At 62.6% G+C, this 26,987-nt stretch carries 22 protein-coding genes and 1 pseudogene; 11 read left to right on the plus strand and 12 right to left on the minus strand.

What is annotated here, in order from left to right; all coding sequences use genetic code 11:
- The first annotated feature begins 168 nt into the window (after nt 1-168).
- Both ACK59L_RS15885 and ACK59L_RS15890 read left to right on the plus strand, forming a co-directional pair.
- Nucleotides 169-777: a cysteine dioxygenase gene (locus tag ACK59L_RS15885; protein WP_409274644.1), complete on the plus strand. Its 609-nt coding sequence runs from the start codon at nt 169-171 to the stop codon at nt 775-777.
- On the plus strand, nt 774-2,357 hold the full coding sequence (locus ACK59L_RS15890; protein ID WP_409274646.1) for a rhodanese-related sulfurtransferase: 1,584 nt from the start codon (nt 774-776) through the stop codon (nt 2,355-2,357). Before ACK59L_RS15885 ends, ACK59L_RS15890 begins: the two co-directional genes overlap by 4 nt.
- 227 nt (nt 2,358-2,584) lie before the next feature.
- Here the strand turns inward: ACK59L_RS15890 and rssC are convergent, their stop codons facing one another.
- Nucleotides 2,585-3,067, minus strand: a complete 483-nt coding sequence (gene rssC / locus ACK59L_RS15895; protein WP_027915070.1) for an anti-sigma factor antagonist RssC — start codon at nt 3,065-3,067, stop codon at nt 2,585-2,587.
- Nucleotides 3,064-4,248 carry a two-component system response regulator RssB gene (gene rssB / locus ACK59L_RS15900; RefSeq protein WP_144967467.1) on the minus strand — a complete coding sequence of 395 codons (1,185 nt, stop codon included), beginning with the start codon at nt 4,246-4,248 and terminating at the stop codon, nt 3,064-3,066. Before rssB ends, rssC begins: the two co-directional genes overlap by 4 nt.
- Nucleotides 4,249-4,518: 270 nt before the next feature.
- On the opposite strand from rssB, the gene ACK59L_RS15905 reads away from it, so the two are divergent.
- Entirely contained in the window at nt 4,519-4,818 is a 300-nt protein-coding gene (locus ACK59L_RS15905) for a PilZ domain-containing protein (protein WP_058605699.1), read from the plus strand.
- Between the two features lie 2 nt (nt 4,819-4,820).
- Here the strand turns inward: ACK59L_RS15905 and ACK59L_RS15910 are convergent, their stop codons facing one another.
- Nucleotides 4,821-5,528 carry a VacJ family lipoprotein gene (locus tag ACK59L_RS15910; protein ID WP_058605700.1) on the minus strand — a complete coding sequence of 236 codons (708 nt, stop codon included), beginning with the start codon at nt 5,526-5,528 and terminating at the stop codon, nt 4,821-4,823.
- Nucleotides 5,529-5,884: 356 nt separating this feature from the next.
- On the opposite strand from ACK59L_RS15910, the gene ACK59L_RS15915 reads away from it, so the two are divergent.
- Nucleotides 5,885-6,148 (plus strand): DUF4404 family protein, encoded by a 264-nt coding sequence (locus tag ACK59L_RS15915; protein ID WP_409274649.1) that lies wholly within the window; start codon nt 5,885-5,887, stop codon nt 6,146-6,148.
- A gap of 136 nt (nt 6,149-6,284) precedes the next feature.
- On the opposite strand, the gene queF is transcribed toward ACK59L_RS15915, so the two are convergent.
- Together queF and ACK59L_RS15925 are read right to left on the minus strand one after the other, a co-directional pair.
- On the minus strand, nt 6,285-7,115 hold the full coding sequence (queF, locus tag ACK59L_RS15920; protein WP_409274651.1) for an NADPH-dependent 7-cyano-7-deazaguanine reductase QueF: 831 nt from the start codon (nt 7,113-7,115) through the stop codon (nt 6,285-6,287).
- A gap of 137 nt (nt 7,116-7,252) precedes the next feature.
- Nucleotides 7,253-7,768, minus strand: coding sequence for a plastocyanin/azurin family copper-binding protein (locus tag ACK59L_RS15925; protein ID WP_409274653.1), 516 nt, complete (start codon nt 7,766-7,768; stop codon nt 7,253-7,255).
- Between the two features lie 184 nt (nt 7,769-7,952).
- Here ACK59L_RS15925 and ACK59L_RS15930 point away from each other — a divergent pair, with 184 nt between their 5' ends.
- Entirely contained in the window at nt 7,953-8,633 is a 681-nt protein-coding gene (locus ACK59L_RS15930) for a heavy metal response regulator transcription factor (protein ID WP_058639676.1), read from the plus strand.
- Nucleotides 8,630-9,979: a heavy metal sensor histidine kinase gene (locus ACK59L_RS15935; protein ID WP_409274655.1), complete on the plus strand. Its 1,350-nt coding sequence runs from the start codon at nt 8,630-8,632 to the stop codon at nt 9,977-9,979. Before ACK59L_RS15930 ends, ACK59L_RS15935 begins: the two co-directional genes overlap by 4 nt.
- Nucleotides 9,980-9,987: 8 nt before the next feature.
- Here the strand turns inward: ACK59L_RS15935 and ACK59L_RS15940 are convergent, their stop codons facing one another.
- Genes ACK59L_RS15940 through ACK59L_RS15950 form a run of 3 tightly spaced genes read right to left on the minus strand, consistent with a single transcriptional unit; the run spans nt 9,988 to nt 13,230 of the window.
- Nucleotides 9,988-11,229 (minus strand): lipoprotein-releasing ABC transporter permease subunit, encoded by a 1,242-nt coding sequence (locus tag ACK59L_RS15940; protein ID WP_023534194.1) that lies wholly within the window; start codon nt 11,227-11,229, stop codon nt 9,988-9,990.
- 59 nt (nt 11,230-11,288) lie between these two features.
- Entirely contained in the window at nt 11,289-11,972 is a 684-nt protein-coding gene (lolD, locus tag ACK59L_RS15945; RefSeq protein WP_174435400.1) for a lipoprotein-releasing ABC transporter ATP-binding protein LolD, read from the minus strand.
- Nucleotides 11,973-11,979: 7 nt separating this feature from the next.
- Nucleotides 11,980-13,230: a lipoprotein-releasing ABC transporter permease subunit gene (locus ACK59L_RS15950; protein ID WP_196141556.1), complete on the minus strand. Its 1,251-nt coding sequence runs from the start codon at nt 13,228-13,230 to the stop codon at nt 11,980-11,982.
- A gap of 93 nt (nt 13,231-13,323) precedes the next feature.
- On the opposite strand from ACK59L_RS15950, the gene ACK59L_RS15955 reads away from it, so the two are divergent.
- Both ACK59L_RS15955 and ACK59L_RS15960 read left to right on the plus strand, forming a co-directional pair.
- Nucleotides 13,324-13,908, plus strand: coding sequence for a PilZ domain-containing protein (locus tag ACK59L_RS15955; protein ID WP_058605715.1), 585 nt, complete (start codon nt 13,324-13,326; stop codon nt 13,906-13,908).
- A gap of 27 nt (nt 13,909-13,935) precedes the next feature.
- Nucleotides 13,936-14,658, plus strand: coding sequence for a glycerophosphodiester phosphodiesterase (locus ACK59L_RS15960; RefSeq protein ID WP_058605706.1), 723 nt, complete (start codon nt 13,936-13,938; stop codon nt 14,656-14,658).
- Nucleotides 14,659-14,700: 42 nt separating this feature from the next.
- Here the strand turns inward: ACK59L_RS15960 and sthA are convergent, their stop codons facing one another.
- Both sthA and ACK59L_RS15970 read right to left on the minus strand, forming a co-directional pair.
- Entirely contained in the window at nt 14,701-16,095 is a 1,395-nt protein-coding gene (sthA, locus tag ACK59L_RS15965; RefSeq protein WP_023534167.1) for a Si-specific NAD(P)(+) transhydrogenase, read from the minus strand.
- Nucleotides 16,096-16,492: 397 nt separating this feature from the next.
- Entirely contained in the window at nt 16,493-17,956 is a 1,464-nt protein-coding gene (locus tag ACK59L_RS15970) for a glyceraldehyde-3-phosphate dehydrogenase (protein WP_027915082.1), read from the minus strand.
- A 168-nt stretch (nt 17,957-18,124) separates the two neighbouring features.
- On the opposite strand from ACK59L_RS15970, the gene mfd reads away from it, so the two are divergent.
- From mfd to ACK59L_RS15985, 3 genes are read left to right on the plus strand one after another with little or no spacing between them, the layout of a single operon-like run.
- Nucleotides 18,125-21,574 carry a transcription-repair coupling factor gene (gene mfd, locus ACK59L_RS15975; protein WP_058605707.1) on the plus strand — a complete coding sequence of 1,150 codons (3,450 nt, stop codon included), beginning with the start codon at nt 18,125-18,127 and terminating at the stop codon, nt 21,572-21,574.
- A gap of 9 nt (nt 21,575-21,583) precedes the next feature.
- Complete coding sequence (locus ACK59L_RS15980; protein WP_409274660.1) at nt 21,584-22,150, plus strand: peptidoglycan binding protein CsiV; 567 nt, start codon at nt 21,584-21,586, stop codon at nt 22,148-22,150.
- Between the two features lie 3 nt (nt 22,151-22,153).
- On the plus strand, nt 22,154-25,480 hold the full coding sequence (locus tag ACK59L_RS15985; RefSeq protein WP_409274662.1) for an SNF2-related protein: 3,327 nt from the start codon (nt 22,154-22,156) through the stop codon (nt 25,478-25,480).
- A 63-nt stretch (nt 25,481-25,543) separates the two neighbouring features.
- Here ACK59L_RS15985 and nagZ read toward each other — a convergent pair whose 3' ends face one another.
- Together nagZ and ACK59L_RS15995 are read right to left on the minus strand one after the other, a co-directional pair.
- Complete coding sequence (gene nagZ / locus ACK59L_RS15990; RefSeq protein WP_409274665.1) at nt 25,544-26,542, minus strand: beta-N-acetylhexosaminidase; 999 nt, start codon at nt 26,540-26,542, stop codon at nt 25,544-25,546.
- 69 nt (nt 26,543-26,611) lie between these two features.
- Nucleotides 26,612-26,987: pseudogene (locus ACK59L_RS15995) on the minus strand (TetR family transcriptional regulator); the annotation flags it as partial.

Raw genomic sequence — 26,987 nt, forward strand, 5'->3', positions numbered from 1 at the left:
GAAATGCGCTTTAGGCATAACCTCATGCAGGATTCATCTTTTGCGCAAGCGCAACAATCATAATCTTTATATTCTTAATTTACATATTAGGTTATTACTATTTTGCATTTTGAGAGTATATAGACGATTTGTTAGGGTCTCCACATCTTGGACCGTCGAGCCTGACCCATGCCCCAATACCCTCACCTCGAGCGCCTGCGCCGCTCTATCGACCAATTCGCCACATTGCTCGACCAACAGCCTGATGAGATAACCCTGCTTGATCGGGGCAAGCATCTGCTGGCTGAGCTGGTAGCCCATGACGACTGGCTGCCAGTCGATCTTGCCCAACCCGATCCAGAGCGCTATCAGCAATACCTGCTGCACTGTGACTCATGCCAACGCTTCTCGGTGGTCAGCTTCGTCTGGGGCCCCGGGCAGCGCACCCCCATCCATGACCATCGCGTCTGGGGCCTGATCGGCATGCTGCGTGGCGCTGAGCTCGCTCAAGGCTTCGCGCGCGGTGCAAACGGTGCGTTGCAGACCGAGGGCGCGCCGGTACGCCTGGAGCCTGGCCAGGTCGAAGCGGTATCGCCGGCCATTGGGGACATCCATCAAGTCAGCAATGCCTTCGCCGACCAGGTGTCGATCAGCATCCACGTCTACGGCGCCAACATCGGGGCCGTCACGCGCGCCGTGTACGCCGTGGACGGCAGCGAAAAACCCTTCATCTCCGGCTACTCCAATGCCCACCTGCCCAATATCTGGGACCTGTCCAAAGAGAACCCTGCCCGATGAGCACCGTCAGCACACGCCACTACCATGACATCCGCCGTGCCCTCCTGGCGCAAGAAGAGCTAGCCCTGATCGACGTGCGCGAAGAAGACCCCTTTGCCCAAGCCCACCCCCTGTTTGCGGCCAACATTCCCCTGTCCAAACTGGAGTTGGAAGTGCTGGCCAGAGTGCCGCGGGCAGACACCGCCATCACCGTATACGACAACGGCGAGGGCCTGGCAGCAGAAGCCTTGCAGCGGCTACGGTCACTGGGCTACAGCGACGTGGCGCTTCTTGAAGGGGGACTGGCCGGCTGGGAGGCTGCCGGTGGGGAGCTGTTCCGCGACGTGAATGTACCGAGCAAGGCCTTTGGTGAACTGGTGGAAAGTGTGCGGCACACGCCATCGCTGAGCGCCGAGCAGGTACAGGCGTTGCTGGAGCAAGAAGCCAACGTGGTGGTGCTGGACGCGCGCCGCTTCGATGAATACCAGACCATGAGCATCCCTGGCAGTGTCAGCGTACCTGGCGCCGAGCTGGTGCTGCGGGTGGCTGAGCTGGCACCGGACCCGAGCACCCAGGTGATCGTCAATTGTGCTGGCCGTACTCGCAGCATCATCGGCACTCAATCATTGGTCAATGCGGGCATCCCCAACCCCGTGGCAGCGCTGCGCAACGGTACCATCGGCTGGACGCTGGCCGGCCAGCAGTTGGCCCATGCCCAACAGCGACGCTTTACCGAAGTCGAGGCAGGCACCCGTGCCCAGGCCGGGGTCAAGGCGCGCGCAGTGGCCGACCGTGCCGGCGTCCTGAGGATCGACCGCGTCGGGCTTGCCCACTGGCAGGCCGATGCCAGCCGCACCACTTACCTGTTCGATGTGCGCACGCCCGAGGAATACGGTGCAGGCCACGTGCCAGGTAGCCGCTCGGTGCCAGGTGGCCAACTGGTACAGGAAACCGACCACGTGGCCAGTGTACGCGGCGCTAGCATCGTGCTGGTCGATGACGACGGCGTGCGCGCGAACATGACGGCCTCGTGGCTGGCGCAGATGGGCTGGCAGGTGGCAGTACTCGACGGTTTGCACGCTGCTGACTTCACCGCCACCGGCCAGTGGCAGCCACCGCTGCCAGCGTTGCCGCCGGTCAGCACGGTTGGGGTGGAGCAACTGGCAACCTGGTTGGAAGAAGGCGATACCGTATTGCTCGATTTCACGACCAGCGCCAACTACGTCAATCGCCACATCCCAGGTGCCCATTGGGCCATCCGTGCCCAACTACCAAAAGTCTTGGAAAACGTGCCACAGGCAAGCCGGTTTGTGCTGACCTGCGGCACCGGCCTGCTGGCACGCTTCGCCGCCCGTGACCTCGAAGCCCTCACGCGCACGCCCGTCTACCTGCTTGAAGGCGGCACTGCACAGTGGATCGCTGCCGGGAATCCGCTGGAGAGCGGTGAGTCACGGCTTGCCGTGCCGCGTAGCGATCGCTACCGACGACCTTACGAAGGCACGGACAATCCCCGGGAGGCCATGCAGGGGTATCTGGACTGGGAATTTGGCTTGGTCGATCAGCTCGGCCGCGATGGCACCCACCGGTTCAGGGTGGTTTGATTTGCCGCAGGCATTGGCCTGCAGCCTGTGCCTCGTAGGCTTGCACCGGGGTACAGGTAGCGCAGCAGCTAAACGACACGTGTTCACCGGCTGCTGTCAGTCAAAAAGAGGCGCCACCTGCTCAATGTTGCCTGATGGCCCTGCCATCAGCGCACGCTTACAGCTACCGCGTCGTTGGCCACTTCTGGTGAAGCGGCCGTTGGCCCGTCACAATGCAGCGCACAGGGTCAACTGCGCTCCAGCGCACTCACCAGGTCATGAAAGGCTTCGCGATTGGACTCATTCAAGCCCATCAGAATACGGTGCGCTTCCAACACCTTGGAGCGCACCACCTCCTCGTTCTGATCCTGGGATGGCAGGTCGGACAGGCATTCGGGGCATGGGATGGGGCGGTCGACGATGTTGAATACCTGATCGAACCCCATCGATTGCAACAGGCGGGAAATATCCGGGTTGGTAGTCACGACGGTCGGCAGCAGACCCACTTTCTGTCGCGACAGGATCGACAACTTGGCGAGCAAGCCAAGGGTGGTGCTGTCGATGCTTTCGGTTTCGGTCAGGTCGATCACGATGGTCGAGAAATTCAGCGCGGTGAATATTCGCTCGATCGTTGCATCGAGCGCCGAACACAAGGTCAGGCGCACTTCACCGACGAACTTCAGTACGAAGGTACCGTCCTGCTCGGCGAACTGGATTCTACCGGTACTCATTGAAGGTTCCTGCTCAACACCAATAGGGCGATATCATCCGGCATCTCCCCTAGCGTAGCCAATCCAAAACGTTGACGCAGCCCATCCAGGCTACCCTCTGCCGCCCTGACGATTTCAGGCAACGCGGCTTCTTTATCTTTGAGCGTATCACCTGGCAAAAGGTCCAGGATGCCATCGGACATCAGGCTCAGGCTAAAACGCGGTGGCAGTTCGATCACCAGGTCCTGGTAGCGGGCCTCCTCGAACAGCCCCACTGGCAAGCCGCGGCCTTCAAGGTAGCGGGTGTGCTCGGGCGTGTGCAGCACCGGCAGCGGCAAGTGCCCGCCTACGGCATAGGTCAGCAACCCGGTGTCCTCATCGATCACCCCGCCCACCATGGTCACGTGCTTGCCCAGCTTGCAGTTGATCAACCCACGATTGATGTGGCTGAGCACTTCAGAAGGCTGGAACTCGCGCATGTTTTTGCCACGCTTGAATTCGAACAGAAGGCGGGTGGTCATGAACTTCAGCAGCACGGTGACAAAGGCCGAAGAAGCACCGTGCCCGGACACGTCGGCGAGGTAAAAAACAATGCGCCGCTCATCCACACGGAAGTAGTCGGCGAAGTCACCTGACAGATACAGCGACGGGATGATCTGGTGCTCGAAGGCAAAATCACCCGCATGCCAAGGGCTCTGGGGCAACATGTTCATCTGCACTTGCCGACCGGCGGTCTGGTCTTCCTGCAACAGGTGCAGGCTGGCCTCCAGTTCGCGGTTGGCAGCCTCGAGCTTCTCGCGGTAGCGCTGGTTTTCCAGCACAAGGTGGGCGCGATCCAGCGCACGGCGCACCGAGTGCTCCAACACCGCCAGGTCTTCGAGTGGCTTGATCAGGTAGTCCGCAGCGCCCAGGCGCAATGCATCCACCGCATCGGCCATGACACCGGCACCCGACACCACGATCACGGGTAACTGCGGTGCACGCGCGCTGATCTGACGAATCAGTTCGAGCCCGCCCATTTGCGGCATGCGCAAATCGCAGATCACAAGATCAGGCTGGTGTTCTTCGAAGACCTGAAGCCCCTGCTGGCCATTGCCAGCCTGGAGAACGCTGAAGCCACTGTCTTCAAGATACGCGGCGAGGCTTGCACGGACCACGTCGTCGTCATCGATGATCAGCAGCGTTGCACTGGTTTTCTGCATGTGGGCGAACGGCGCCGATTGGGGTTTGTGCAGCGAGCCGGTAAGGCAGACCAACAGCTGCGGGAATTCTGAACAGGTCGCAGGCTCTTTGCAGTTGTAGGGCAAGAAAGCCTACCCGGCAGCTGCGAGATATGCGGTGTAAGGCGCAGACGGTACTCCCATCCGCCAGGGGTTTCAAGCATCGAACGGTACGCTTGAGCGGCTTTACAGGGCAAATCACCGGGAGTTATAAGAAACCTTCACGATGTAACCTCACAGGAAGGATGCAGCATGCTCGATACCGCCACCAGCCACAGCGAGAAACGCGATTTCATCCGCATGCGCATCGACACGCCGGTCACCCTGGTGCACGAGGGTAACGTCATCGCCGCCGTGTGTCTCGACCTGTCCAGTAGCGGGATGCAAGTACAAGCCCCTCAGCCGTTCCAGGTCGGGGATCGGCTGGAGGTGCGCCTGGAGTCGGATCACCCGTCGCTCGAAGGCTTGCACGCCACGGCGGAAGTGGTGTGGATCGCCGCCCAGGCGGATGGGCAGCATACGTTCGGGCTGCGCATCCTGGCCATGCGGTAGGGTTAGAAATCGTCCTCGACTTCGCCGTCGCGCACCTTGAACTCACGGTTCTGCAGGTAGGCATTGCGAATGAAGATGTATTTGTCCCCCTGAATCAGCTTCTCGGCCGGCAGCAGGCTCGCACGGGTATCCACCACGTCCAGGGCGAAGGCCGAGTTGCGGGTAGGGACATGGTCCACGTAGCGATAAGGCCGGGTGAAGGTGTCCGGGTACTTGGCTACGCCATCACGCACGGTGCTGGGGCCGAGCAACGGAATGACCACGTACGGGCCGCTGGGTACACCCCAATAGCCCAGGGTCTGACCGAAGTCTTCATCGCTGCGCTGCAGGCCCATCTTGGTGCCGACATCGAAGAACCCTGCCAGGCCGAAGGTGGTGTTGACGATCAGGCGCGCCGTGTCCACCCCTGCCGCATGGGGCTTGAGCTGCAGGACGTTGTTGGCCAGGTTGGTCACATCGCCCAGGTTGCGGAACATATTGTGAATGCCGTCTTCGAGAAACTGCGGCGTCACGGTGTCGTAGCCCTTGGCGAGCGGCTTGAGCGCGTAGGTATCGAGGGTATCGTTGAAGCGGAAGATCGGGCGATTGACCGCTTCCCAGGGGTCTTCTTCGGTCGCGGCCTGGGTAGCCGCCACGGGCGCCAGCAGCATGCTGGCGCATACACAGGCCTGGGTGACTCGTTCGATCACACTGGCACCGATCCTACGCATAGTGTTTCTCCATCAGGATTATCGGCCGCAAGCGCAACGGGCGCGCTGCTGTAGTGCGGCAGTATAGAGTTTTGCAGGCCGATAGACAGCTTTCGGCAGCCATGAAGTTTAATGTGACCAAGTGTTGCGTCAGTCGTGCTACGCGATGGCTGCAAGATTCAGCGGCAAAGCCATTGCTCGCCTGCCTTGTGGATGAAAATCATCGCTTGGCAGTTGATACGCGAGAAATACAGACACAGCCCAGCGGCTGCCAGTCATGCAAATCCAAGGCGAAGGGTTTACGCTCAATACAGGCCAGAACCTTTGCCGCCTCGCTGAGGTCCATGGCTTGCCAAACCCATGATGGAGAATTGCCAATGCCTGCCCGCGAATTGCAAGAGCGCCTCAACAGCCTGCGCGAGCAACTGGATCGCAACGTGCCACTTTCGGACGAAGAGCTGGCTGCGCTCCACGAAGAAGCGTGCCAGATCGAAGCGCAACTGAAGCTGGAGAAGGCCACGCCTGACAACAACCTGGCCGACGGTGTGAACCTCGCCGTGGAGCGATTTGAAGCCGACCACCCTGACCTGACGGCCACCCTGCGCAGCATTGCCAACTCGCTGCACAGTATGGGTATCTGAAACATACCGCTCGGGCTGCTGCGCGCCCAGCGCAGCGCAGTGGCCTGCCTTGACCCGCACTCAGGCCAGAGGCGAACAGCACATGGCCTGCTGTCAGGATCGGCTGCAGTTCAACGCAGGCGCACCTCTGCGGGGGTCATTGCCTGGCTAACCGCCCATTGTTCACGACGATTTCCCCCATGCTGCGGTAGGGGTTGATGTCCAGCCCACCTCGGCGCACATACCGGGCATAAACGGTCAAGTGCTCAGGCTGCAACAGATTTTTCAGGTCCAGGTAGATGCGCTCCACGCATTGCTCATGGAAGTCCGCATGCTGGCGGAAGCTGATGAGGTAGGTCAGCAGGCTGGCGTGATCAAGCGCGCTGCCTTTGTAGGCCACTACCACACTCCCCCAGTCAGGCTGTCCGGTGACCGGGCAGTTGGACTTGAGCAAATGGCTGTGCAGCGTCTCTTCGACCACCTGATGAGCGTTGCATTGCAACAGCTCCGGTTGCGGCTGCGCATAGTTGGAAATAGCCACATCCAGCCCATCGATGCAGATGCCTGGCAAAGCGACCACGCCTTGGGCCTCGACCTCTTCCAGCGTTTTGACCTTCACCCTTACCGCCTTGCCGGCCGCCGCCGAGAGATCTTTCTCAAGGCACGCCTGCAACGGCTCGATGCCCGCAAAAACGGTCTGGTTCAACGAGTTCAGGTAAAGCTTGAATGACTTCGATTCGATGATGTTGGGCGAATCGGCCGGGATGGCGAACTCGCCTATGGCTACCACGGGCTTGCCCGAGGGCAGCAGCCAGGACAGTTCGAAGCAGTTCCAGTAATCCACGCCTTGCCAGGGCAGCGTCTGCGCGGTGACACCCAGCTCCGCCCACTTGGCGGTGCGTGGGATCGGGAACAACAGCTCCGGGGAATAGGTGGCGACGTATTCACTGGACTTGCCCAGCGGGGAGTGTTCGGCGGCAGGGTGCATTGGAACTGACCTGAAAGTGTGGAGTGGACGCTAGCGTTCGTACGGTGCGCGCCCCGATTCTGGGGCAATCCCGTCGTGTACAGGATGACGCGTAGGGCGCCCAGTCTACCCTTTTGCTTGCCGCCTTGCAGCGCCAGTCATTCGATGATCAGCGGCCCAACCATGCCCGCTTGGTAATGGCCTGGCACATTACAGGCGAATTCGATGGGGGCAGAGGCCTTGAAGGTCCAGGTCAACTCGGCGCGCTGGCCAGGCATCACCAGCACCGTGTTACCGCCGCCATGCCCATGGCCAGCACCATGATCATGCCCGCTCATGGCGTCATGCCCCATGCCCTGTTCGCCGACGGCCGCAGTGAACAGCTCGCCTTGCATGGCAACCATCTGCTTCTGGTGTTCGGCATGCATGGCCTTGTCACCCAGGTTGAACTCGTGGGGCAATTGCCCTTCGTTGATCAACACGAAGCGCACCGTCTCACCCGCCTTGACAGTGAGGCTGGCGGGCTCGAAGGCGATATCCTTGAGCCTCACCTCGACCGTACGGGTGGCTTTTTCGGCTGACGCAGGCTCACCGAAAGCCAGCGTGTGGGCGGTGCCTGCCTGAGCAAGACTGCTGGCCAGCGTCAGTGCGCAGGCGATGATAAAGCGAGACATCTGGGTTCCCATTCGTTGGATTGAACAGTGCGATAGTAAGCCCTCGCGACTGCCGTGAACCTGACCGTCGCATTACAAGCGTGTCAGTTTGGCCGAACGCTGCGCAGGTCACGTATGATCCTGGCACCCACGCGCCGGCTGACCACACCGCGGCGCGCCGCATCGCCAGCCGGAGCTTGCCTCAATGAAACTGTTGATCGTCGAAGACCAAGTGCGTACTGGCCAGTACCTGCATCAGGGCCTGAGCGAGGCCGGCTTCACGGTAGAGCTGGCCACCGATGGCGAGACAGGCCAGTTTCTGGCCCTGACGGGCGATCACGACCTGCTGATCCTGGATGTGATGCTGCCAGGGCGCGACGGCTGGCAGATCCTCAAGGCCGTGCGGCAAGCCGGTATCGATACGCCTGTGCTGTTTCTGACCGCCCGCGATGCCATCGAGGACCGGGTACATGGCTTGGAACTGGGCGCCGATGATTACCTGATCAAGCCATTCGCTTTTTCGGAGCTGCTGGCGCGTGTGCGCAGCCTGCTCAGGCGCGGGGCCACGCCCAGTGCCGATACCTCGCTGGCGGTGGCGGACCTGCGCCTTGACCTGATTCGCCGGCGTGTCGAGCGCGGCGGCCAGCGCATCGACCTGACCGCGAAAGAATTCGGTTTGCTCGAGCTGCTGTTGCGCCGTCAGGGTGAAGTGCTGTCCAAGGCGCTTATCGCGTCCCAGGTATGGGACATGAACTTTGCCAGCGATACCAACGTGATCGAAGTGGCCATTCGGCGACTGCGGGCCAAGGTGGACGATGCCTACGACGACAAGCTGATCCACACGGTGCGCGGCATGGGTTATGTGCTGGAAGTGCGTTCGTCGTGAGGCGCCGCATTTCGCTGACCAGCCGCCTGGCGCTGCTGTTCGCCGCCTGCACAGCTGCGGTTTCGCTAGGGGCGGGCCTTGTGTTCAATCAGGCCAGCGAGCAGCATTTCATCGAACTCGACCAGCAGTTGCTGGCGTCGCGCCTGTCATTGTTGCGACGTCACCTGACTGACGTCGGCACACTAGCCGATCTGCAAACCCGCCTGCCTGCCCTGCACGAGGAGCTGAGTCATCAGGCCGACCTGTCCGTGCGGGTCACCTCAGGCAGTGGCGCCACCTGGTTCGAGAGCCGCGCCGGCCTCCCCCCTGCGCCCTCCTCCACGGGTTTGAACACGCTGCACGCGCAGGGCACCGACTACCGTAGCCTTGCTGTGGCGCTGATGCCCGGCAGCGCGGCCTCACCGCACCTTGTGCTGTACCTTGACATCACCCATCACCAGCATTTTCTGCAAGGCATGCAGCGTCTGGTCTGGCTGACTGTCGGGCTGTCGGCGCTGGTCACCGCCCTGCTGGGCGCCTGGGCAGCACGTAGCGGCCTGCGCCCCTTGAGGCAGATGGGGCGCATCACCGCACGCGTCTCTGCCCGCTCGCTCACCACTCGCCTACCTGTGGAGCAGATGCCTGCCGAACTGGCCCAATTGGCTGACAGCCTCAATGCCATGCTGCAGCGCCTGGACGATGCGTTTCAGCGCCTGTCGGCGTTTTCGGCCGATATCGCCCATGAACTGCGTACGCCGCTGTCCAACCTGCTGACCCACACCCAGGTCACCCTGACTCGTCCACGCAGCCTCGACGCCTACCGGGAGGCCTTGCACGACAACCTCGAAGAGCTGCAAGCAATGGCGCAGATGATCAATGACATGCTCTTCCTGGCCAAAGCCGACCAGGGGCTATTGGCACCCGGTGACACACCACTGGCGCTGCATGATGAAGTGGATTCGCTGCTGGAGTATTACGCCCTGGCTGCTGAAGAAGCGGCTGTGCAGCTGACACGCCAGGGGCAGGCGTGGCTGCCCGGCGACCGGGCCATGTTGCGCCGGGCGCTCTGCAACTTGCTCGACAACGCCTTGCGCTTCACGCCGGCGGGCGGACAGGTGCGGATCACACTGGCGGCAGGGCCGAGCATTACCGTGGCCAACACCGGCGGCGCCATCGAGGCGACGGCACTGCCACGGCTGTTCGATCGTTTCTACCGGGTGGACCCTTCCAGGCATGACGGCAGCGGCGAACACGCCGGCCTGGGCCTGGCGATCACGCGGTCGATCGTGCAGGCCCATGGCGGGCGGATTGAGGTGGCGAGCGAGTCTGGCTGGACCCGCTTCACGCTGGACTTCACAGGCCGGTAAAGGCTCCGTCAAACCGCCAGGCCAATGGCCGGTTGTACCTGGGAAGCCCGGTAGGCTGGGTAGAGGGTAGCCAGGAAGCTCATCACCAGCCCTGCCGCGCAGATCATCACCACGTCCCCGCTTTGCAGCTCCGATGGCAGGCTGCTGATGAAGTACACGTCGGAGGTGAAGATATGCTGACCGCTGATCCGCTCCAGCCAGCCCACGATCTGGCTCACGTTGAGCGCTGCGATCACCCCCAGCACGCCGCCGATCAGCGTGCCGACCACGCCAATCAAGCTGCCCTGGACCATGAACGTACCCATGATCTGCGCAGGCGTTGCCCCGAGGGTACGCAGGATGGCGATATCCGGCCCTTTGTCGTTTACCACCATGACCAAGGTGGCGATGATGTTGAACGCGGCCACGGCAATGATCATCAGCAGCAACAGGCCGATCATGGTCTTTTCCATCTTCATGGCACTGAACAGGCTGCCTTGGGTATGGGACCAGTCATCTGCCCGATAGCCCTCACCCAGCTGCGCTGCGATGGCCTTGGACACCTGCGGGGCGGCGTACAGGTCATGCAGTTTCAGCCGCACACCCTGCACCTGGCCGGGCGCCCAACGCTGCATGGTCGCGGCATCGGCCATGTGAATGTAGGCTTGGGAGCCATCGAGTTCGGCGCCCACCTTGAAGATGCCCACCACGGTCAAGCGCTGCATGCGTGGGGTGATCCCGCCAGGCTCGCTGCTGATCTCCGGCACGATCAAGGTCAGTTTGTCCCCGGTATTCAGGCGAAAGCGTCGGGCCGTCAGCTCGCCGATCACCACGCCGAACTCGCCCGGCTGCAAGTCCTGCAGGCGGCCCTGAACGATGTGCCGCCCTACGATCGACACCTTGTTTTCCTCGGCCGGGTCGATACCGCCTACCTGAATCGGCTGCATGGCGCCCTTGTAGGACAGCATGCCTTCCATTTCGGTGATCGGGGCCGCGGCAACCACGGCAGGGTTTTTCATGGCCGCATCGGCCACCTGCTGCCAGTTGTCCAGCGGCTGCTGGCCCAGGATGGCCGCGTGGGGCACCAGGCCCAGGATGCGCGAGCTCATTTCGCGCTGGAAGCCGTTCATCACCGACAGCACCACGATCATGGCCAGCACGCCCAGGGACAGGCCGATCATCGAGGTCATGGAGATGAACGAGATGAAATGGTTGCGACGCTTGGCCCGGGTATAGCGCGCGCCGATGAAGATGGGCAGGGGTCTGAACATGTGCGGATACACCCAATCAAAACAGGTCGCGGGATGAAAGGGTCACCCCGCTCGGTCGGTCAGATCGCCACCAGGTGGCCATTGTCGAGTTTCAGTACACGGTCCATCTGACGCGCAAGGCTCAGGTCGTGGGTCACCACCAGGAACGCCGTGCGCGAAGCGCTGGACAGTTCCTGCATCAACTCCTGGATGCCCTGGGCAGTATGGTGATCGAGGTTCCCGGTGGGTTCGTCCAGCATCACCAGGCCTGGGCGGTTGACCAGCGCACGTGCGATGGCCACTCGCTGACGCTCGCCGCCAGACAGCTCGGCCGGCTTGTGATTGAGGCGATGCCCCAGCCCAACGCGTTTGAGCAGCGCCTCGGCACGTTCACGCGCCTCTGGAATAGCCGTACGGCCGATCAGCAGTGGCATGCACACGTTCTCGAGGGCCGTGAATTCGGGTAGCAGGTGATGAAACTGGTACACGAAGCCCAACTCGCGGTTGCGCAGCAGGCCCCGGGCGCGCTCGCCCAACGCCGACAGCTCTTCGCCGGCCAGCCATACACTGCCCTGGGTTGGGCGATCCAGGCCGCCCAGCAGGTTGAGCAAGGTGCTTTTGCCCGACCCCGAACTGCCGACAATGGCGATACGCTCGCCGGCGTGCAGTTCCAGGTTCAGGCCAGACAAGACCTGCACCGACTCGGGGCCCTCATCGTAGGACTTGCCCAGGTTGCGGCAACTCAGAACGGCTTTATCACTCATGCGCGACTCACTCATAACGTAACGCCTCTGCCGGCTGGGTGCGTGCCGCACGCCAGGCAGGGTACAGGGTGGCGAAGAAACTCAGGACCAATGCCGCACCACAGACCATGTACACATCCTGGGCCTGGATCTGCGAGGGCAGGTAATCGATGAAATACACGTCGGCGTTGAGGAATTTGTGGCCGATCAGGTGCTCGATACCGGCGATGACCGTGCTGACGTTGAGCGCCGCAATGATGCCCACCACGGCCCCGATCAACGTGCCCACCACACCGATCACAGTGCCCTGCACCATGAAGATGAGCATGATTTGCCCAGGGGTGGCGCCCAACGTGCGCAGGATGGCAATGTCCCCCCGCTTGTCGTTGACCACCATCACCAGTGTGGAAATGATGTTGAACGCGGCAACCGCGACGATCAGCAGCAACAGCAGGCCGATCATGGCTTTTTCCATGCGAATGGCCTGGTAGAGATTGCCATGGGTACGGGTCCAGTCGCGGCTATAGAAATCCTGGTCACCCAGTTGTTGGGCGATGTCGTAGGCCACGCGCGGGGCCTGGAACAGGTCATCGAACTTCAAGCGCAGGCCCTGCACCTGGTCGGGCTTCCAGCGGTGCAGGCGCGACAGGTCGGCGATGTTGGTCAGCCCCAGGTAACCGTCGATCTCGCCGGCCCCCACATGGAAGGTGCCCACCACGGTGAAGCGCTTCATGCGCGGGAACATGCCGGCCGGCGTGACGCTGACCTCCGGGGCCACGAAGGTGAGTTTGTCGCCCACGGCCACACCCAACTTGGCCGCGGCCTTGTCACCGATCATGATGCCCCACTCGCCGGGCGCCAACTGGTCCAGCCGGCCCTGCTGGACGAAGTTGTCGATGATCGACACCTCCCGTTCCCGGGCCGGATCGATGCCGTTAAGCAGCACCTTCTGCACCTTGCCGTCATGGGTGAGCAAACCCTGCATCTGGGTGAAGGGCGCGACCGCCACCACCTGCCGATTCTGCTTTACTTGTTGGGCAAGGGCAGGCCAGTCGGCGATGGGCTGGCCGCTCTCGAGGGTGGCGTGAGGGATCATGCCCAACACGCGGGTGCGCATCTCGTGGTCGAACCCGTTCATCACCGACAGCACCACGATCATGACTACCACGCCCAGGGCGAGGCCGATCATCGAGGTCAGGGAAATGAACGAGACGAAGTGATTGCGACGTTTGGCACGGGTATAACGCGTGCCGATGAATGCGAAAAGAGGTCTGAACATGTCGGGGCTTGTTCGGATGGAAGGGAACGTCCTTGTGGCGAGGCGCCTATGGCGGCTTTACACTCGGACCACCGCCGCTACCATGGGTTCGCCATGACGACATTAGACGAAGAAGATCGCCGCGAATACTACCGCATCGCCGATCGGATCGCACTTCAAATCAGCCCATTGAGCGCGGCCGAAGCCCTGGATCCAGATGTGTTGCAGGATGATTCCCCGCTGTTCAATCTGCTCAGTGAGCTGCACCTGGCCGACTTCGAGGCCCAGCACCTGCTGCGCCAACTCAGCGACAAGGACCGCACCCTTGCAGCGTTTCTGCGGGTACAAAACAAGCGCCTGGACGTGCTCAGCGCCGTGGTCGCCCATACCCTGCTGGGCGAGGTAGGCCAGCCGCAGGCAGTTGTGGTGTCTGAAGGTGGCCTGGAGTGCATCCAGCCAGAGCCCTTTGCACAGGGTACCCAGGTGAAGGTACAAATGGTGCTGATGCCGCGCGCCCACGGCCTGCTGTTGCGTGGCAAGATCACCCATTGCGACGCCAGGCCCCAGGGCGGCTTCGAGGTCGGCATCGAATTCATCGACATGGTCGATGCCCAGCGCCAGCTGCTTGCCCGCTACATTCTGCAACGCCAGCAACAGCAAAGACGCCAGCAACTGGAACAGAACGCCCCATCACCCTGACTCATTATTCTCACTGAAGGAACGAACGTGACCCTGATCTACGGCCATCGCGGCGCCAAGGGCGAAGCACCCGAGAACACCCTGAACAGCTTCCGCCAGTGCCTGTCCCACGGCATCATGCGCTGCGAGCTGGATCTGCACCTGTCGGCCGACAACCAGCTGATGGTGATCCATGACCCTACCCTCAAGCGCACCACCGGCAAGCGCGGCAAGGTGGTCGAGCACCCGGCCGAAGACCTGGTCAAGCTCGACGCACGTCAGGGTGGCCCGGGCTGGGTCCAGCCCTGCCCCATCCCACGCCTGGAAGAGCTGTTCGAGAAGTGCCCGTTCGAGCACTGGCAGCTGGAAGTCAAGAGCGCCTCGCGCACCCGCGCAGCCACTACGGTGCTGGCCATACGTGAGCTGGCCCAGCAGTTCGGCTTGCTGGACAAGGTGACGATCACCTCCAGTTCACGCGAAGTACTGGGCGCCGCTCAAGAACTGGTGCCGGATGTGCAACGCGGCCTGGTGGCCGAATACGCCTGGCTCGACCCGCTGAAGGTTGCACAGAATTATGGTTGCCAGATGCTGGCACTGAATTGGACGTTGTGCACACCGGAACGCCTGCAAAAAGCGCAGAAGCAGGGTTTGCACGTATCGGTATGGACGGTCAACGAGCCGGCGCTGATGCGCAGGCTCGCTGATTTCGGCGTGGACAGCCTGATTACAGACTTTCCCGGTTTGGCCAGGACCACCCTCGGGCAGGGTTGAATTCGGTCTCTCCGACCGGCTCAGGCCACCGGTCGGAGCCGCTCAAAAAAGCCGGTTCAGACCGTCATAGGCCGCTACCCGATAGGCTTCTGCCATGGTCGGGTAGTTGAACGTGGTGTTCACGAAGTACTTGAGGTTGTTCAGCTCGCCTGGCTGATTCATCACTGCCTGGCCGATATGCACGATCTCGGATGCCTGGTAGCCGAAGCAGTGCACACCCAGCACCTGCAGGGTCTCGCGGTGGAACAGGATTTTCAGCATGCCCTGGGGCTCACCGGCGATCTGCGCCCGGGCCATGCTCTTGAAGAAGGCCTTGCCCACTTCATAGGGCACCTTGGCCTGGGTCAGTTCCTGCTCGTTCTTGCCGATCGAGCTGATCTCCGGAATGGTGTAGATGCCCGTCGGCACATCGTTGACGAAACGCCAGCTGCCGTTGTCGACGATGCTGCCTGCGGCCGAGCGGCCCTGGTCGTGCGCGGCACTGGCCAGGCTCGGCCAGCCGATCACGTCGCCGGCGCCGTAGATGTTCGGCACGCTGGTGCGGTAGGCCTCGTCCACTTCGATCTGGCCGCGGCTGTTGACCTTGATGCCGATGTTCTCCAGCCCCAGCTTGTCGGTGTTACCAGTCCGCCCGTTGCACCAGAGCAAGGCATCGGCCTTGATCTTCTTGCCCGACTTCAGGTGCAGGATGACGCCGTTGTCCAGGCCCTCGACCCGCTCATAATCTTCGTTGTGGCGTACGGTGATGTTGTTGTTGCTGAAGTGGTAGCTCAAGGCCTGGGAGATTTCCGAATCCAGGAAGCTGAGCAGTTGCCCACGGTTGTCCACCAGCTCGACCAGCACACCCAGGCCGCTGAAGATCGAGGCGTACTCGCACCCGATCACGCCGGCGCCATACACAATCAGCTTGCGCGGGGTGTGGCTGAGGCTAAGGATGGTGTCGCTGTCGTACACACGCGGGTGGTTGAAGTCGATGTCTGCTGGCCGGTAGGGGCGCGAACCGGTGGCGATGATGATGTGCTTGGCGTTGAGTTTTTCCACCACGCCATTGGGGCAGACCACTTCGACGGTCTGCTCGTCAGCGAAGCTGCCGGTGCCGAAGAACAGGTCGACGCGGTTGCGGGCGTAGTAGCCCGTGCGCGAGGCCACCTGCTTGGCGATGACCTTTTCGGCGCTTTTGAGCACGTCCGGGAAAGAGAACCAACGCGGCTCGCCGATGGCGCGGAACATGGTGTTGGTGTTGAACTGCATGATCTGCCGCACCGAGTGACGCAGTGCCTTGGACGGGATGGTGCCCAGGTGGGTGCAGTTACCCCCGACCTGGCGACGGGTGTCGACCATTGCCACCTTGCGCCCTGCTTTGGCGGCGTTCATTGCCGCACCTTCCCCGGCCGGGCCGGAACCCAGCACCACTACGTCGTAGTTGTAGACAGCCATGCGTACTCCTTCAGAACTGGCCCGCAAGCCACGGTCGCTTGCGGCGCACGATCATGCCGCCTCGGCGCCATGAGAAAAATCGGGTGCAGTCTAATCAAGCGTGAACGGCGCGCACATTAACCCTTGGTCGCGTCGTAGGCCAATTTCGCCCGCACTACATAAAGCACCGTCTCCCTGGCGGCAATCATCCTTGTCCACGCTTTCGACCACCTTGCACTGCCTGCTCAGACGGAAAAACCGCCCAGGCACCTGCGAAACGGCGGTTATTGTCCCTGAAATGTTGCGCTGAGTCACTCGATGACCCCCTGCGCTCTGCTAGGACAAGCGCCCTTGCCCGGCAGCGCAAACGAAAACGGGAACCCGAAGGTTCCCGTGTGTTCAGCGTCTGACTGGCCGATCAGCGTGGAAAGGCAGGTGGGTTGACCCCGGCCATGTCTTCCATCACGCGCACGACCTGGCAGCTGTAGCCGAACTCGTTGTCATACCACACGTACAGCACGACGCGATTGTCGTTGCAGATGGTGGCTTCGGCGTCTACCACACCGGCGTGGCGCGAACCCACGAAGTCGGTGGAGACCACTTCCTGGGAGCTCACATAGTCGATCTGCTTGTGCAGGTCCGAGTGCATGGCCGTCTGGCGCAGGTACTCGTTGATTTCCTCGCGGCTGGTGGCCTTTTCCAGGTTCAGGTTGAGGATTGCCATCGACACGTTCGGCGTCGGCACGCGAATGGCGTTGCCGGTCAACTTGCCCTTGAGCACAGGCAGGGCCTTGGCGGCGGCGGTGGCAGCACCGGTTTCGGTGATGACCATGTTCAGCGGCGCGGCGCGGCCACGGCGGCTGCCCTTGTGGAAGTTGTCGATCAGGTTCTGGTCGTTGGTGAACGAGTGAACGGTTTCGACGTGGCCGTTGACGATGCCGTACTGGTCGTTGACGGCCTTGAGCACCGGCACGATGGCGTTGGTGGTGCAGGAGGCGGCGGAGATGATCTTGTCATCGGCCGTGATCTCGCCGTGGTTGATGCCATGCACGATGTTCTTCAGGGCACCCTTGCCAGGTGCGGTGAGGATCACGCGGCTGGCACCCGGGCAGGCCAGGTGCTGGCCCAGGCCGTCGGCATCACGCCATACGCCGGTGTTGTCCACGATCAGCGCGTTGTCGATGCCGTACTGGGTGTAGTCGACTTCGCTCGGGTTCTTGGCGTAGATGATCTGGATCAGGTTGCCGTTGGCCGTCAAGGTGTTGTTGGCTTCGTCGATGGTGATGGTGCCATCGAACGGCCCATGCACCGAATCACGACGCAGCAGGCTGGCACGCTTGACCAGATCGTTCTCGGCGCCTTTGCGCACGACGATGGCACGCAGGCGCAGGCCGTCGCCGCCACCGGTCTTCTCGATCAGGATACGCGCCAGCAGGCGACCGATACGGCCGAAACCATACAGCACGACGTCGGTGCCTTTGCGCGCGGCGGCGTTCTGCTGGCCCACCACGTCAGCCAGTTCTTCACGCACGAACTGCTCGGCGCTGCGGCCGTTGCCTTCGAGCTTGAACTTGTTGGCCAGCTTGCCCAGGTCGACCGAGGCGGCGCCCAGTTTCAGCTCGCTCATGGCCTTGAGCAGGGGGAATGTCTCGTGAACGGACAGTTCGGTTTCGTCGGTCTGGCGATGACGCGCAAAGCGGTGTGCCTTGAGGATCGAGATAACCGAACGGTTGATCAGGCTGCGGCCATAGATCGAGCTCACCACATTGTTGTTGCGGTAGAGCTGACCGATAAGCGGGATCATCGCTTCAGCCAGGGCTTCACGATCGATCCACTCACCAAGACACTGGTCGGGCTTCTGAGTCACGGGAACCTTCCACATGTAGGGACAGAAAAAAGGGGCTACATTATGACGCCCCGATGCGTAACCGGCAATGAGCGCCTGTCGTGGTCACGCACATCGATCATCCTGCCCCATTGGAGCCTGACAGCCGCCAGCGTCACCGGTACAATCGGTCTCTTTGCCGAAACGCTTGGAGTGCAATCTCCCGTGTCAGTTCTGCGCCTACCGCAACTGTCGGCTACCGCCGGCAAACAAACCTGGGGCAACCTGCCCGGTGCCGCCCTCAGCCTTGCCATCGCCGAGGCCGCCAGCAGCGCTGGCCGCTTCACCCTGCTGCTGACGGCAGACAGCCAGGCCGCCGACCGCCTGGAGCAGGAACTGAAGTTCTTCGCGCCCGAGTTGCCGGTGCTGCCGTTTCCCGACTGGGAGACCCTGCCCTACGACCTGTTCTCGCCCCACCAGGACATCATCTCCCAGCGCATCGCCAGCCTGTACCGGCTGCCGGAGCTGAGCCACGGCATCCTGGTAGTGCCCATCACCACGGCCTTGCATCGCCTGGCCCCTACCCGCTTCCTGCTGGGCAGCAGCCTGGTGCTGGACGTGGGCCAGACCATCGATGTGGAGCAGATGCGCAGCCGCCTGGAAGCCAGCGGTTACCGCTGCGTGGACACCGTCTATGAGCATGGCGAATTCGCCGTGCGTGGGGCCTTGATCGACCTGTTCCCGATGGGCAGCAAGCTGCCCTACCGCATCGACCTGTTCGACGACGAAATCGAAACGCTGCGCACGTTCGACCCCGAGACCCAGCGCTCGATCGACAAGGTCGACTCCATTCGCCTGCTGCCGGCACGCGAATTTCCGATGCAAAAAGAGGAAGTCACCCGGTTCAAGGCACGCTTTCGCGAGCGTTTCGACGTGGATTTTCGCCGCAGCGCGATCTTCCAGGACCTGGCCAGCGGCATCATCCCGTCCGGTATCGAGTACTACCTACCGCTGTTCTTCGAAGAAACCTCGACCCTGTTCGACTACCTGCCGGCCGATACCCAGGTGTTTTCGCTGCCGGGCGTGGAGCAGGCGGCCGAACACTTCTGGAACGACGTACGCGGGCGCTACGAGGACCGCCGGGGCGACCTGAGCCGGCCCTTGCTGCCGCCGGCCGAGCTGTTCATGCCGGTTGAAGACTGTTTCGCGCGCCTCAAGCAGTGGCCACGGGTGGTGGTCAGCCGCGATGACCTGGACCCAGGCGCCGGGCGCCAGCGCTTCGCCGCTCGCCCCCTGCCTGACCTTGCCATCGAAGCCAAGGCCAACCAGCCGCTGGCGGCATTGGCAGGGTTTCTCGACCAGTTCGATGGGCGCGTGTTGTTCACCGCAGAATCGGCCGGACGCCGCGAAGTGCTGCTTGAGCTGCTCGAACGGCTCAAGCTGCGCCCGAACACGGTCGAAGGCTGGACCGACTTTGTCACCGGTAGCGAACGCCTGAACATCACCATCGCACCGCTCGACGAAGGCCTGCTGCTCGACGACCCGGCCATGGCCCTGATCGCCGAAAGCCCGCTGTTCGGTCAGCGGGTGATGCAGCGCCGCCGCCGCGACAAGCGCGGTGAAACCGCCAACGATGCCGTCATCAAGAACCTGACCGAGCTGCGTGAAGGCGCGCCGGTGGTGCATATCGATCATGGCGTGGGCCGCTACCTGGGCCTGGCGACGCTGGAAATCGACGGCCAGGCCGCCGAGTTCCTGACCCTCCAATACGCCGAGGGCGCCAAGCTCTACGTACCGGTTGCCAACCTGCACCTGATCGCCCGCTACACCGGCAGCGATGACGCGCTGGCGCCCCTGCACCGCCTGGGCTCGGAAACCTGGCAGAAAGCCAAGCGCAAGGCCGCCGAACAGGTACGCGACGTCGCCGCCGAGCTGCTCGACATCTATGCCCGCCGTGCAGCGCGCAAGGGTTACGCGTTCGCCGACCCGGCCGCCGACTACGCCACGTTCAGCGCAGGCTTCCCGTTCGAAGAAACCCCCGACCAGCAAGCGGCCATCGAAGCGGTACGCGCCGATATGCTGGCGCCCAAGCCCATGGATCGCCTGGTGTGCGGCGACGTAGGCTTCGGCAAGACCGAGGTGGCCATGCGTGCAGCGTTCATCGCCGTGCACAGCGGTCGCCAGGTGGCTGTGCTGGTGCCCACCACCCTGCTGGCCCAGCAGCATTACAACAGTTTCCGCGACCGTTTTGCGGACTGGCCGGTCACCGTCGAGGTGATGAGCCGCTTCAAGTCGGCCAAGGAAGTGGCCAATGCCGCGGCCGAGCTGGCCGAGGGCAAGATCGACATCCTGATCGGCACCCACAAGCTGCTCCAGGACGACGTGCGCTTCAAGGACCTGGGCCTGGCCATCATCGACGAAGAGCATCGTTTCGGGGTGCGCCAGAAAGAGCAGCTCAAGGCGCTGCGCAGCGAAGTGGACATCCTGACCCTGACCGCCACGCCCATCCCGCGCACCTTGAACATGGCTGTGGCGGGCATGCGCGATCTGTCGATCATCGCCACGCCGCCGGCCCGGCGCCTGTCGGTACGCACCTTCGTCATGGAACAGAACAACAGCACCGTCAAGGAAGCGCTGCTGCGCGAACTGCTGCGCGGTGGCCAGGTGTATTACCTGCACAACGATGTGAAAACCATCGAGAAATGCGCCGCCGACCTGGCCGAACTGGTCCCAGAGGCGCGCATCGGCATTGGTCACGGCCAGATGCGCGAGCGCGAGCTGGAACAGGTGATGAGCGACTTCTATCACAAGCGCTTCAACGTGCTGGTGGCCTCGACCATCATCGAAACCGGCATCGACGTGCCCAGCGCAAACACCATCGTCATCGAGCGTGCCGACAAGTTCGGCCTGGCCCAGTTGCACCAATTGCGCGGCCGGGTCGGTCGCAGCCACCACCAGGCCTATGCCTACCTGCTGACGCCAACGCGCCAGAAGGTCAGCGGTGACGCCGAAAAACGTCTCGAAGCCATCGCCAACACCCAGGACCTGGGCGCCGGGTTCGTGCTCGCGACCAACGACCTGGAAATCCGCGGGGCTGGCGAGTTGCTCGGGGACGGCCAGAGCGGTCAGATCCAGGCGGTGGGCTTTACCCTGTACATGGAAATGCTCGAGCGCGCCGTCAAGGCGATCCGCAAGGGCACCCAGCCCAACCTGGAACAACCGCTGGGCGGCGGCCCGGAAATCAACCTGCGCCTGCCAGCCCTGATCCCCGAGGACTACCTGCCGGACGTGCATGCGCGGCTGATCCTGTACAAGCGCATCGCCTCGGCGGCCGATGAGGAAGGCCTCAAAGACCTGCAGGTCGAGATGATCGACCGCTTCGGCCTTCTGCCAGAGCCCACCAAGAACCTCATGCGCCTGACGCTGCTCAAGTTGCAGGCGGAGAAACTGGGCATCAAGAAAGTCGACGCTGGCCCCAATGGCGGCAAGCTCGAGTTCGAGGCCGAAACGCCGGTCGATCCTCTGACCCTGATCAAGCTGATCCAGGGCCAGCCCAAGCGCTACAAGTTCGAAGGCGCCACCCAGTTCCGCTTCATGGTCCCGATGGAGCGGCCTGATGAGCGTTTCAACACCCTTGAGGCGCTGTTCGAGCGCCTGACACCAAAGCCTGCCTAAGGAAGATCCATGCGCGCCATTCGCTGTCTGACCCTGCTGCTGGTGGCGTTTGCCCCAGCGGCATTCGCCCAGGGCCCGTATCAGGTCGAAATGATCCTGGTAAGGCAGAACAACGTGCCCGCGTTCACCAGTCCGTTCGCGCCTGAAGACTGGAGCGCTGGCGCGCCACGGCTGGACAAAGGCGCAGAGCAGCGCCCGGCGCTCCAAGACGAGGCCACACGCCTGGGTGCCACGGCCGACTACACGGTGCTCATGCACCGGGCCTGGCAACAGCAGGTAGGCGATGGGCCCAGTCGCATCGCATTGGGTGAGGGTACCGAGCAGTTCGGCCATTTCCCGATCGAGGGCAACCTGAGCATCACCCAGGGTCGCTTTATTCAGGTCGAAGCCAACCTTTGGGTCAACCAGCTCGACGGCAACGGCAGCGTGCTGCAGAGCGAGCAGTTTCGGCAGGCCAACAGCAATGTGAAAGGCGGACAACTGACCTACCTGGACGGCGGTCATCTGGCCATGCTGTTGAAGATCACCCCACCTGGCACACCCAAGATGCCGTCGCAGGACATGCTGGAGCAGTGACCCATGAGACGTAAAGGACCTGATGCCTTCGAGCTGCTGAACGAGTACCCCAACTGGATCGAATGTTTCGATGCAGGTGCTCTCAAGCGAGGCGAGGTCTATGCGAGCGAGGGCAAGTCCGAGCTTGCGTACCTGGACGGGCAAAAGTTTTCTGCGCTGTGCGAAGGCAGTGCAGGACAAACCTACAGGCAGACCATCGAAGTGAGCGTGCATGCCGGGCGCTGCATCGTCGAGGGCGACTGCAGTTGCCCTGTGGGGTACAACTGCAAGCATTGCGCAGCCGCGCTGCTGCTGATCAGCGACCCCTTCGACAAGCCACTGGTAGCCAAGCCCACCTCTGCACAGATGTCAGCCGAGCTTCAGTATTGGCTCAGCAATCTCGAACAAGCGCCCGCACCGGTCAAACCCGGCAAGGACAAGCGCGGGCGCTCGGTTTGCTACAACCTGCACCTTCAGGACGATGCCAGTTGCTCGGTGGTCGTGCGCAAAGGCACCGAAACCGAAGACGGCATTCGCTTCAGCCGGGTGCAATCGGTCTACGACTTCCTGTACGACCGGCCAAAATTCGTGACCGAAGAAGACGCACGCATCCTGCGTCTGCTCTCCTCGCTCAACCAGGGGGGCGGCCAGGAGCGGGGCTACAGGTTGACCGGGGGCGAAGGCGGTGAGTTGCTCCAGCGCATTATCGACACGGGCCGGCTGTACCTGTTCGACACTCAGCCACCACTGCAGCCCGGGCCGGTGCGCCAGGGCGAGTTTCGCTGGGTGCGCCTGGACAATGGTGCGTACCGTGGCTTGTGGTTCACTGGCGAGGATAAATCCAACTGCGTCATCCCATTGCTTCCACTGTACTACCTGGACATGGTCACCCATGAAATCGGCGTCCTGGAACATGGGCTAAACCCCCACGTTGCGATGCAACTAACCCTCGCGCCCGAAGTGCCGGAGCACCTGGTCGTGCCGCTCAGCCACAAGCTCAACGCCTTGAGCCATGCCGTGCCGACGCCGACCGAGGTCCAGGAGCAACACGTCGATGACATTCAGCCCACCGCGCACCTGGTACTTGGGAGCCTGGAGTTCACCGCCTACATGCCCAAGACCGGTCGCATGCAGCGCCAGATGCAGCACCGCGCCGCGTTGTCGTTCGACTACGACGGCCTGTCGGCCAGCGGCAATACCGACAAGCCGCTGACGCGCCTGGTGGGCAGCGTGAGCCAGCGCATCAGCCGCCAGCCCAAGGCTGAGCAAGCCCTGCGCAATGTCCTGCGTGACATGGGGTTCAAGGTCGCGACCCGGCAGAGCAAGGCACTGCCCGACAGCGCCGGCGAAATGTTCCTGCTTCCCGACGACGAGGCCTGGCTGCAATTCGTGCGCACCGACCTGCCCCGGCTGCGTGAAGCGGGCTGGCAGGTGGACGTCAACCGCGACTTCGCGTTCGACTTGCTGGAGGTAGAAGACTGGTACGCCACGGTCGATGAAACGCCAGGCCATGAATGGTTCGACCTTGAGCTGGGTATCGTCGTCGAAGGGCAGCGGCACAGCCTGCTGCCCATCGTTCTGCAACTGTTGCGCAACAGCCCTGAGCTGCTACGCCCCAGCGAATTGGCCAAGCGCAACGACGAGGAGCACTTGCTGATCGATCTCAACCGCGGCCGGATCGATGCCCCTGCCCTGCGCGTGGCTCTGCCTTATGGCCGGGTCAAGGCCGTGATGGCGACCTTGGGCGAGCTGTACCTGAGCGAACCTGAGGCCGGGACGGCACTGCGCATGAGCCGAGCAGACGCTGCGCGCCTGAACGGGATCGAAGCGCTGCCCCTGCATTGGGAAGGCGGTGAGCATGTGCGCGACCTGGGTCGCCGCCTGCGCGATGCCAGGGATCTGCAGGTCGCTCCCCCTGCCGGCTTGCAAGCCAACCTGCGCGGCTACCAGCAGCACGGGCTCAACTGGCTGCAAGCACTGCGGGAAATGGGCACCGGTGGCATCCTTGGGGATGACATGGGCCTGGGCAAGACCTTGCAGGCCCTGGCCCATGTGCTGCTGGAAAAAGAAGCGGGCCGTTTAGGCGCGCCAGCACTGGCTGTCATGCCGACCAGCCTGATACCCAACTGGCTGGACGAGGCGCAGCGCTTCGCACCCGGCCTTCGGGTGCTGGCCCTGCACGGGCCAGCCCGCAGCAAGCACTTCGCCCGCCTGCAGGATTACGACCTCATCCTGACCACCTATGCACTGGTGCCCCGCGATCTTGCGCATTTGCGTGCACAGCCATGGCACCTGCTGTTGCTCGACGAGGCGCAGAACATCAAGAGCAGCACCAGCAAGGCAGCCATGGCCGTGTGCCAACTGCAGGCTACCCAGCGCCTGTGCCTGACCGGTACACCGATGGAAAACAATCTCGGCGAGCTGTGGTCGATCTTCCACTTCCTGATGCCCGGCTGGCTGGGTGACCTCAAGCGCTTCAATCAGGACTACCGCACGCCTATCGAGCGCCAGGGCAATACCGAGCGCCTGACCCACCTGATCACGCGCATTCGCCCCTTCCTGCTGCGCCGCACCAAAGAGCAGGTCGCCACCGAGCTGCCAGCCAAGACAGAGCTGGTGCACTGGGTCGAACTGAGTGACGCACAGCGTGACACCTACGAGGCCGTGCGGGTGGCGATGGACAAGAAGGTTCGCGACGAGGTAGCCCGCAACGGTGCCGCACGCAGCCAGATCGTCATCCTCGATGCACTGCTCAAGCTGCGCCAGGTGTGTTGCGACTTGCGCCTGGTCAAGGGCGTGGACATCAAGGGCAACCAGAGCGACAAGGGCAAGCTGGGCGCGCTGCTGGAGATGCTCGAAGAGCTGATGGGCGAAGGCCGTCGCGTGCTGCTGTTCTCCCAGTTCACCTCGATGCTGGCGTTGATAGAGCAGGAACTGAAAAAGCGCAGCATCCGTTACAGCCTGTTGACCGGCGACACTCGCGACCGCCGCACCCCTGTCCAGCAGTTCCAGGAGGGGGACAGCCAGGTCTTTCTGATCAGTCTCAAGGCAGGCGGGGTGGGTTTGAACCTGACAGCAGCCGACACCGTCATCCATTACGACCCGTGGTGGAACCCGGCCAGCGAAAACCAGGCGACCGACCGGGCCTACCGCATTGGCCAGGACAAGCCCGTGTTCGTGTTCAAGCTGATCACCCGCGGCACGGTGGAGGAAAAGATTCAGCTGTTGCAGCAGGAAAAAGCAGCGCTGGCTGCCAGCCTGCTAGACGGTGGCAAGGCCGGGCAATGGCGACTGGGGGACGAGGAAATAGAGGCGCTGTTTGCGCCGTTGCCGGGCAAACGCGGTCGGTAGCAGCTGTCGGAACGCGTACCCGCTGGGTAGACGCGTTCCGACAGACTGTTGGACGATGAGGGGCTAGTCGATCAACTGCGCGTCCTTGAGCGCACACAGCGCCTGCAGCCAACGCGGATGCTGGCGATAATCGGTGCAGGCTGTGCCTTGGCCGCGCATGCTGGCGATCCGAGGTGACGGCGTGATCCGCATACGCTGAGCAGCACCAAGCGCCAGTTCGGCCGCAGCACGGTCGTTGCAAACCAGCCCCATGTCGCACCCGGCGCTGAATGCCGCCTCGATGCGGCTGGCCGCATCACCGACCACATGAGCACCGGCCATGGACAGGTCGTCACTGAAGATGACCCCGTCGAAACCTAGCTCGCCGCGCAAAATATCTTGCAGCCACCGGCGGGAAAAGCCTGCCGGACGGTTGTCGACCTGCGGGTAGATCACATGGGCAGGCATCACTGCCGCCAGTTGACCGCTCAGGCGGCTGAACGGCACCAGATCTGCCGCACGCAGTTGCTCCAGGCTACGCTCGTCAGTGGGTATCGCCACGTGGGAATCGGCTTCTGCCCAACCATGGCCTGGGAAATGTTTGCCACAAGCAGCCATGCCTGCCGCGTTCATGCCGCGGATGAACGCGCCGGCCAATTGCGTAGCCCGCAGCGGATCACCTTCGAAGGCGCGGCTGCCCACCACCGCGCTGCGCTGGTGATCCAAGTCCAGCACCGGAGCGAAGCTCAGGTCCAGGCCAACGGCAAGGACTTCGGTCGCCATCAACCAGCCACATTGTTCGGCCAGGTACTCGGCATTGGCAGTGTCGGCCAGGGCACGCATCGCCGGCAGGCGCACGAACCCCTGGCGCAGACGCTGTACCCGACCGCCCTCCTGGTCGACGGCCAGGATCAGGTCCGGGCGCAGCGCACGAATGGACGCGCACAACTCACGCACCTGGCGCGGGCTGTCGATGTTGCGGGCGAAGATGATCAACCCCCCCACTTCGGGCTGGCGCAACAGCTGCCGGTCTTCGGCGGTCAGCCAGGTACCGGCGATATCCACCATCAAGGAGCCTTGCAGGCTGGCGGTCATGAGAAATCCTTCAATAGAGACAGGGGAAAGCCCGCTTAGGGCTGGCGACTGGCGAGCTCATGCCTTGGCGGGGGCTGCACCGCTGACGGTCTTGCTGCGCGGGCGCAACTGGGCGCTGGCCATGGCCGCATCGGTGACGCCGGTATCGGCACGCATGCCAGCAGCCAGGAACGGCACCATCAAGCGCATCACCTGCTCGATGGAAGTGTTGATGCCAAAGTCAGTCTCGGCGATGGCTCGCAGCGCCTTGATGCCCGACATGCTGAACGCAGCAGCCCCGAGCATGAAATGCACACGCCAGAACAATTCGAGCGGAGGAATGCGTGGCGCGGCTTCGTTGACCAGCAACATGTAGCGGCGGAACACCTTGCCATACATGTCTTCGAGGTAACGGCGCAAATGGCCCTGGCTCTGGCTGAACGCCAGGCCCAGC

The organism is Pseudomonas sp. KCJK9111 (assembly GCF_046231935.1).
Lineage (GTDB): Bacteria > Pseudomonadota > Gammaproteobacteria > Pseudomonadales > Pseudomonadaceae > Aquipseudomonas > Aquipseudomonas parafulva_B.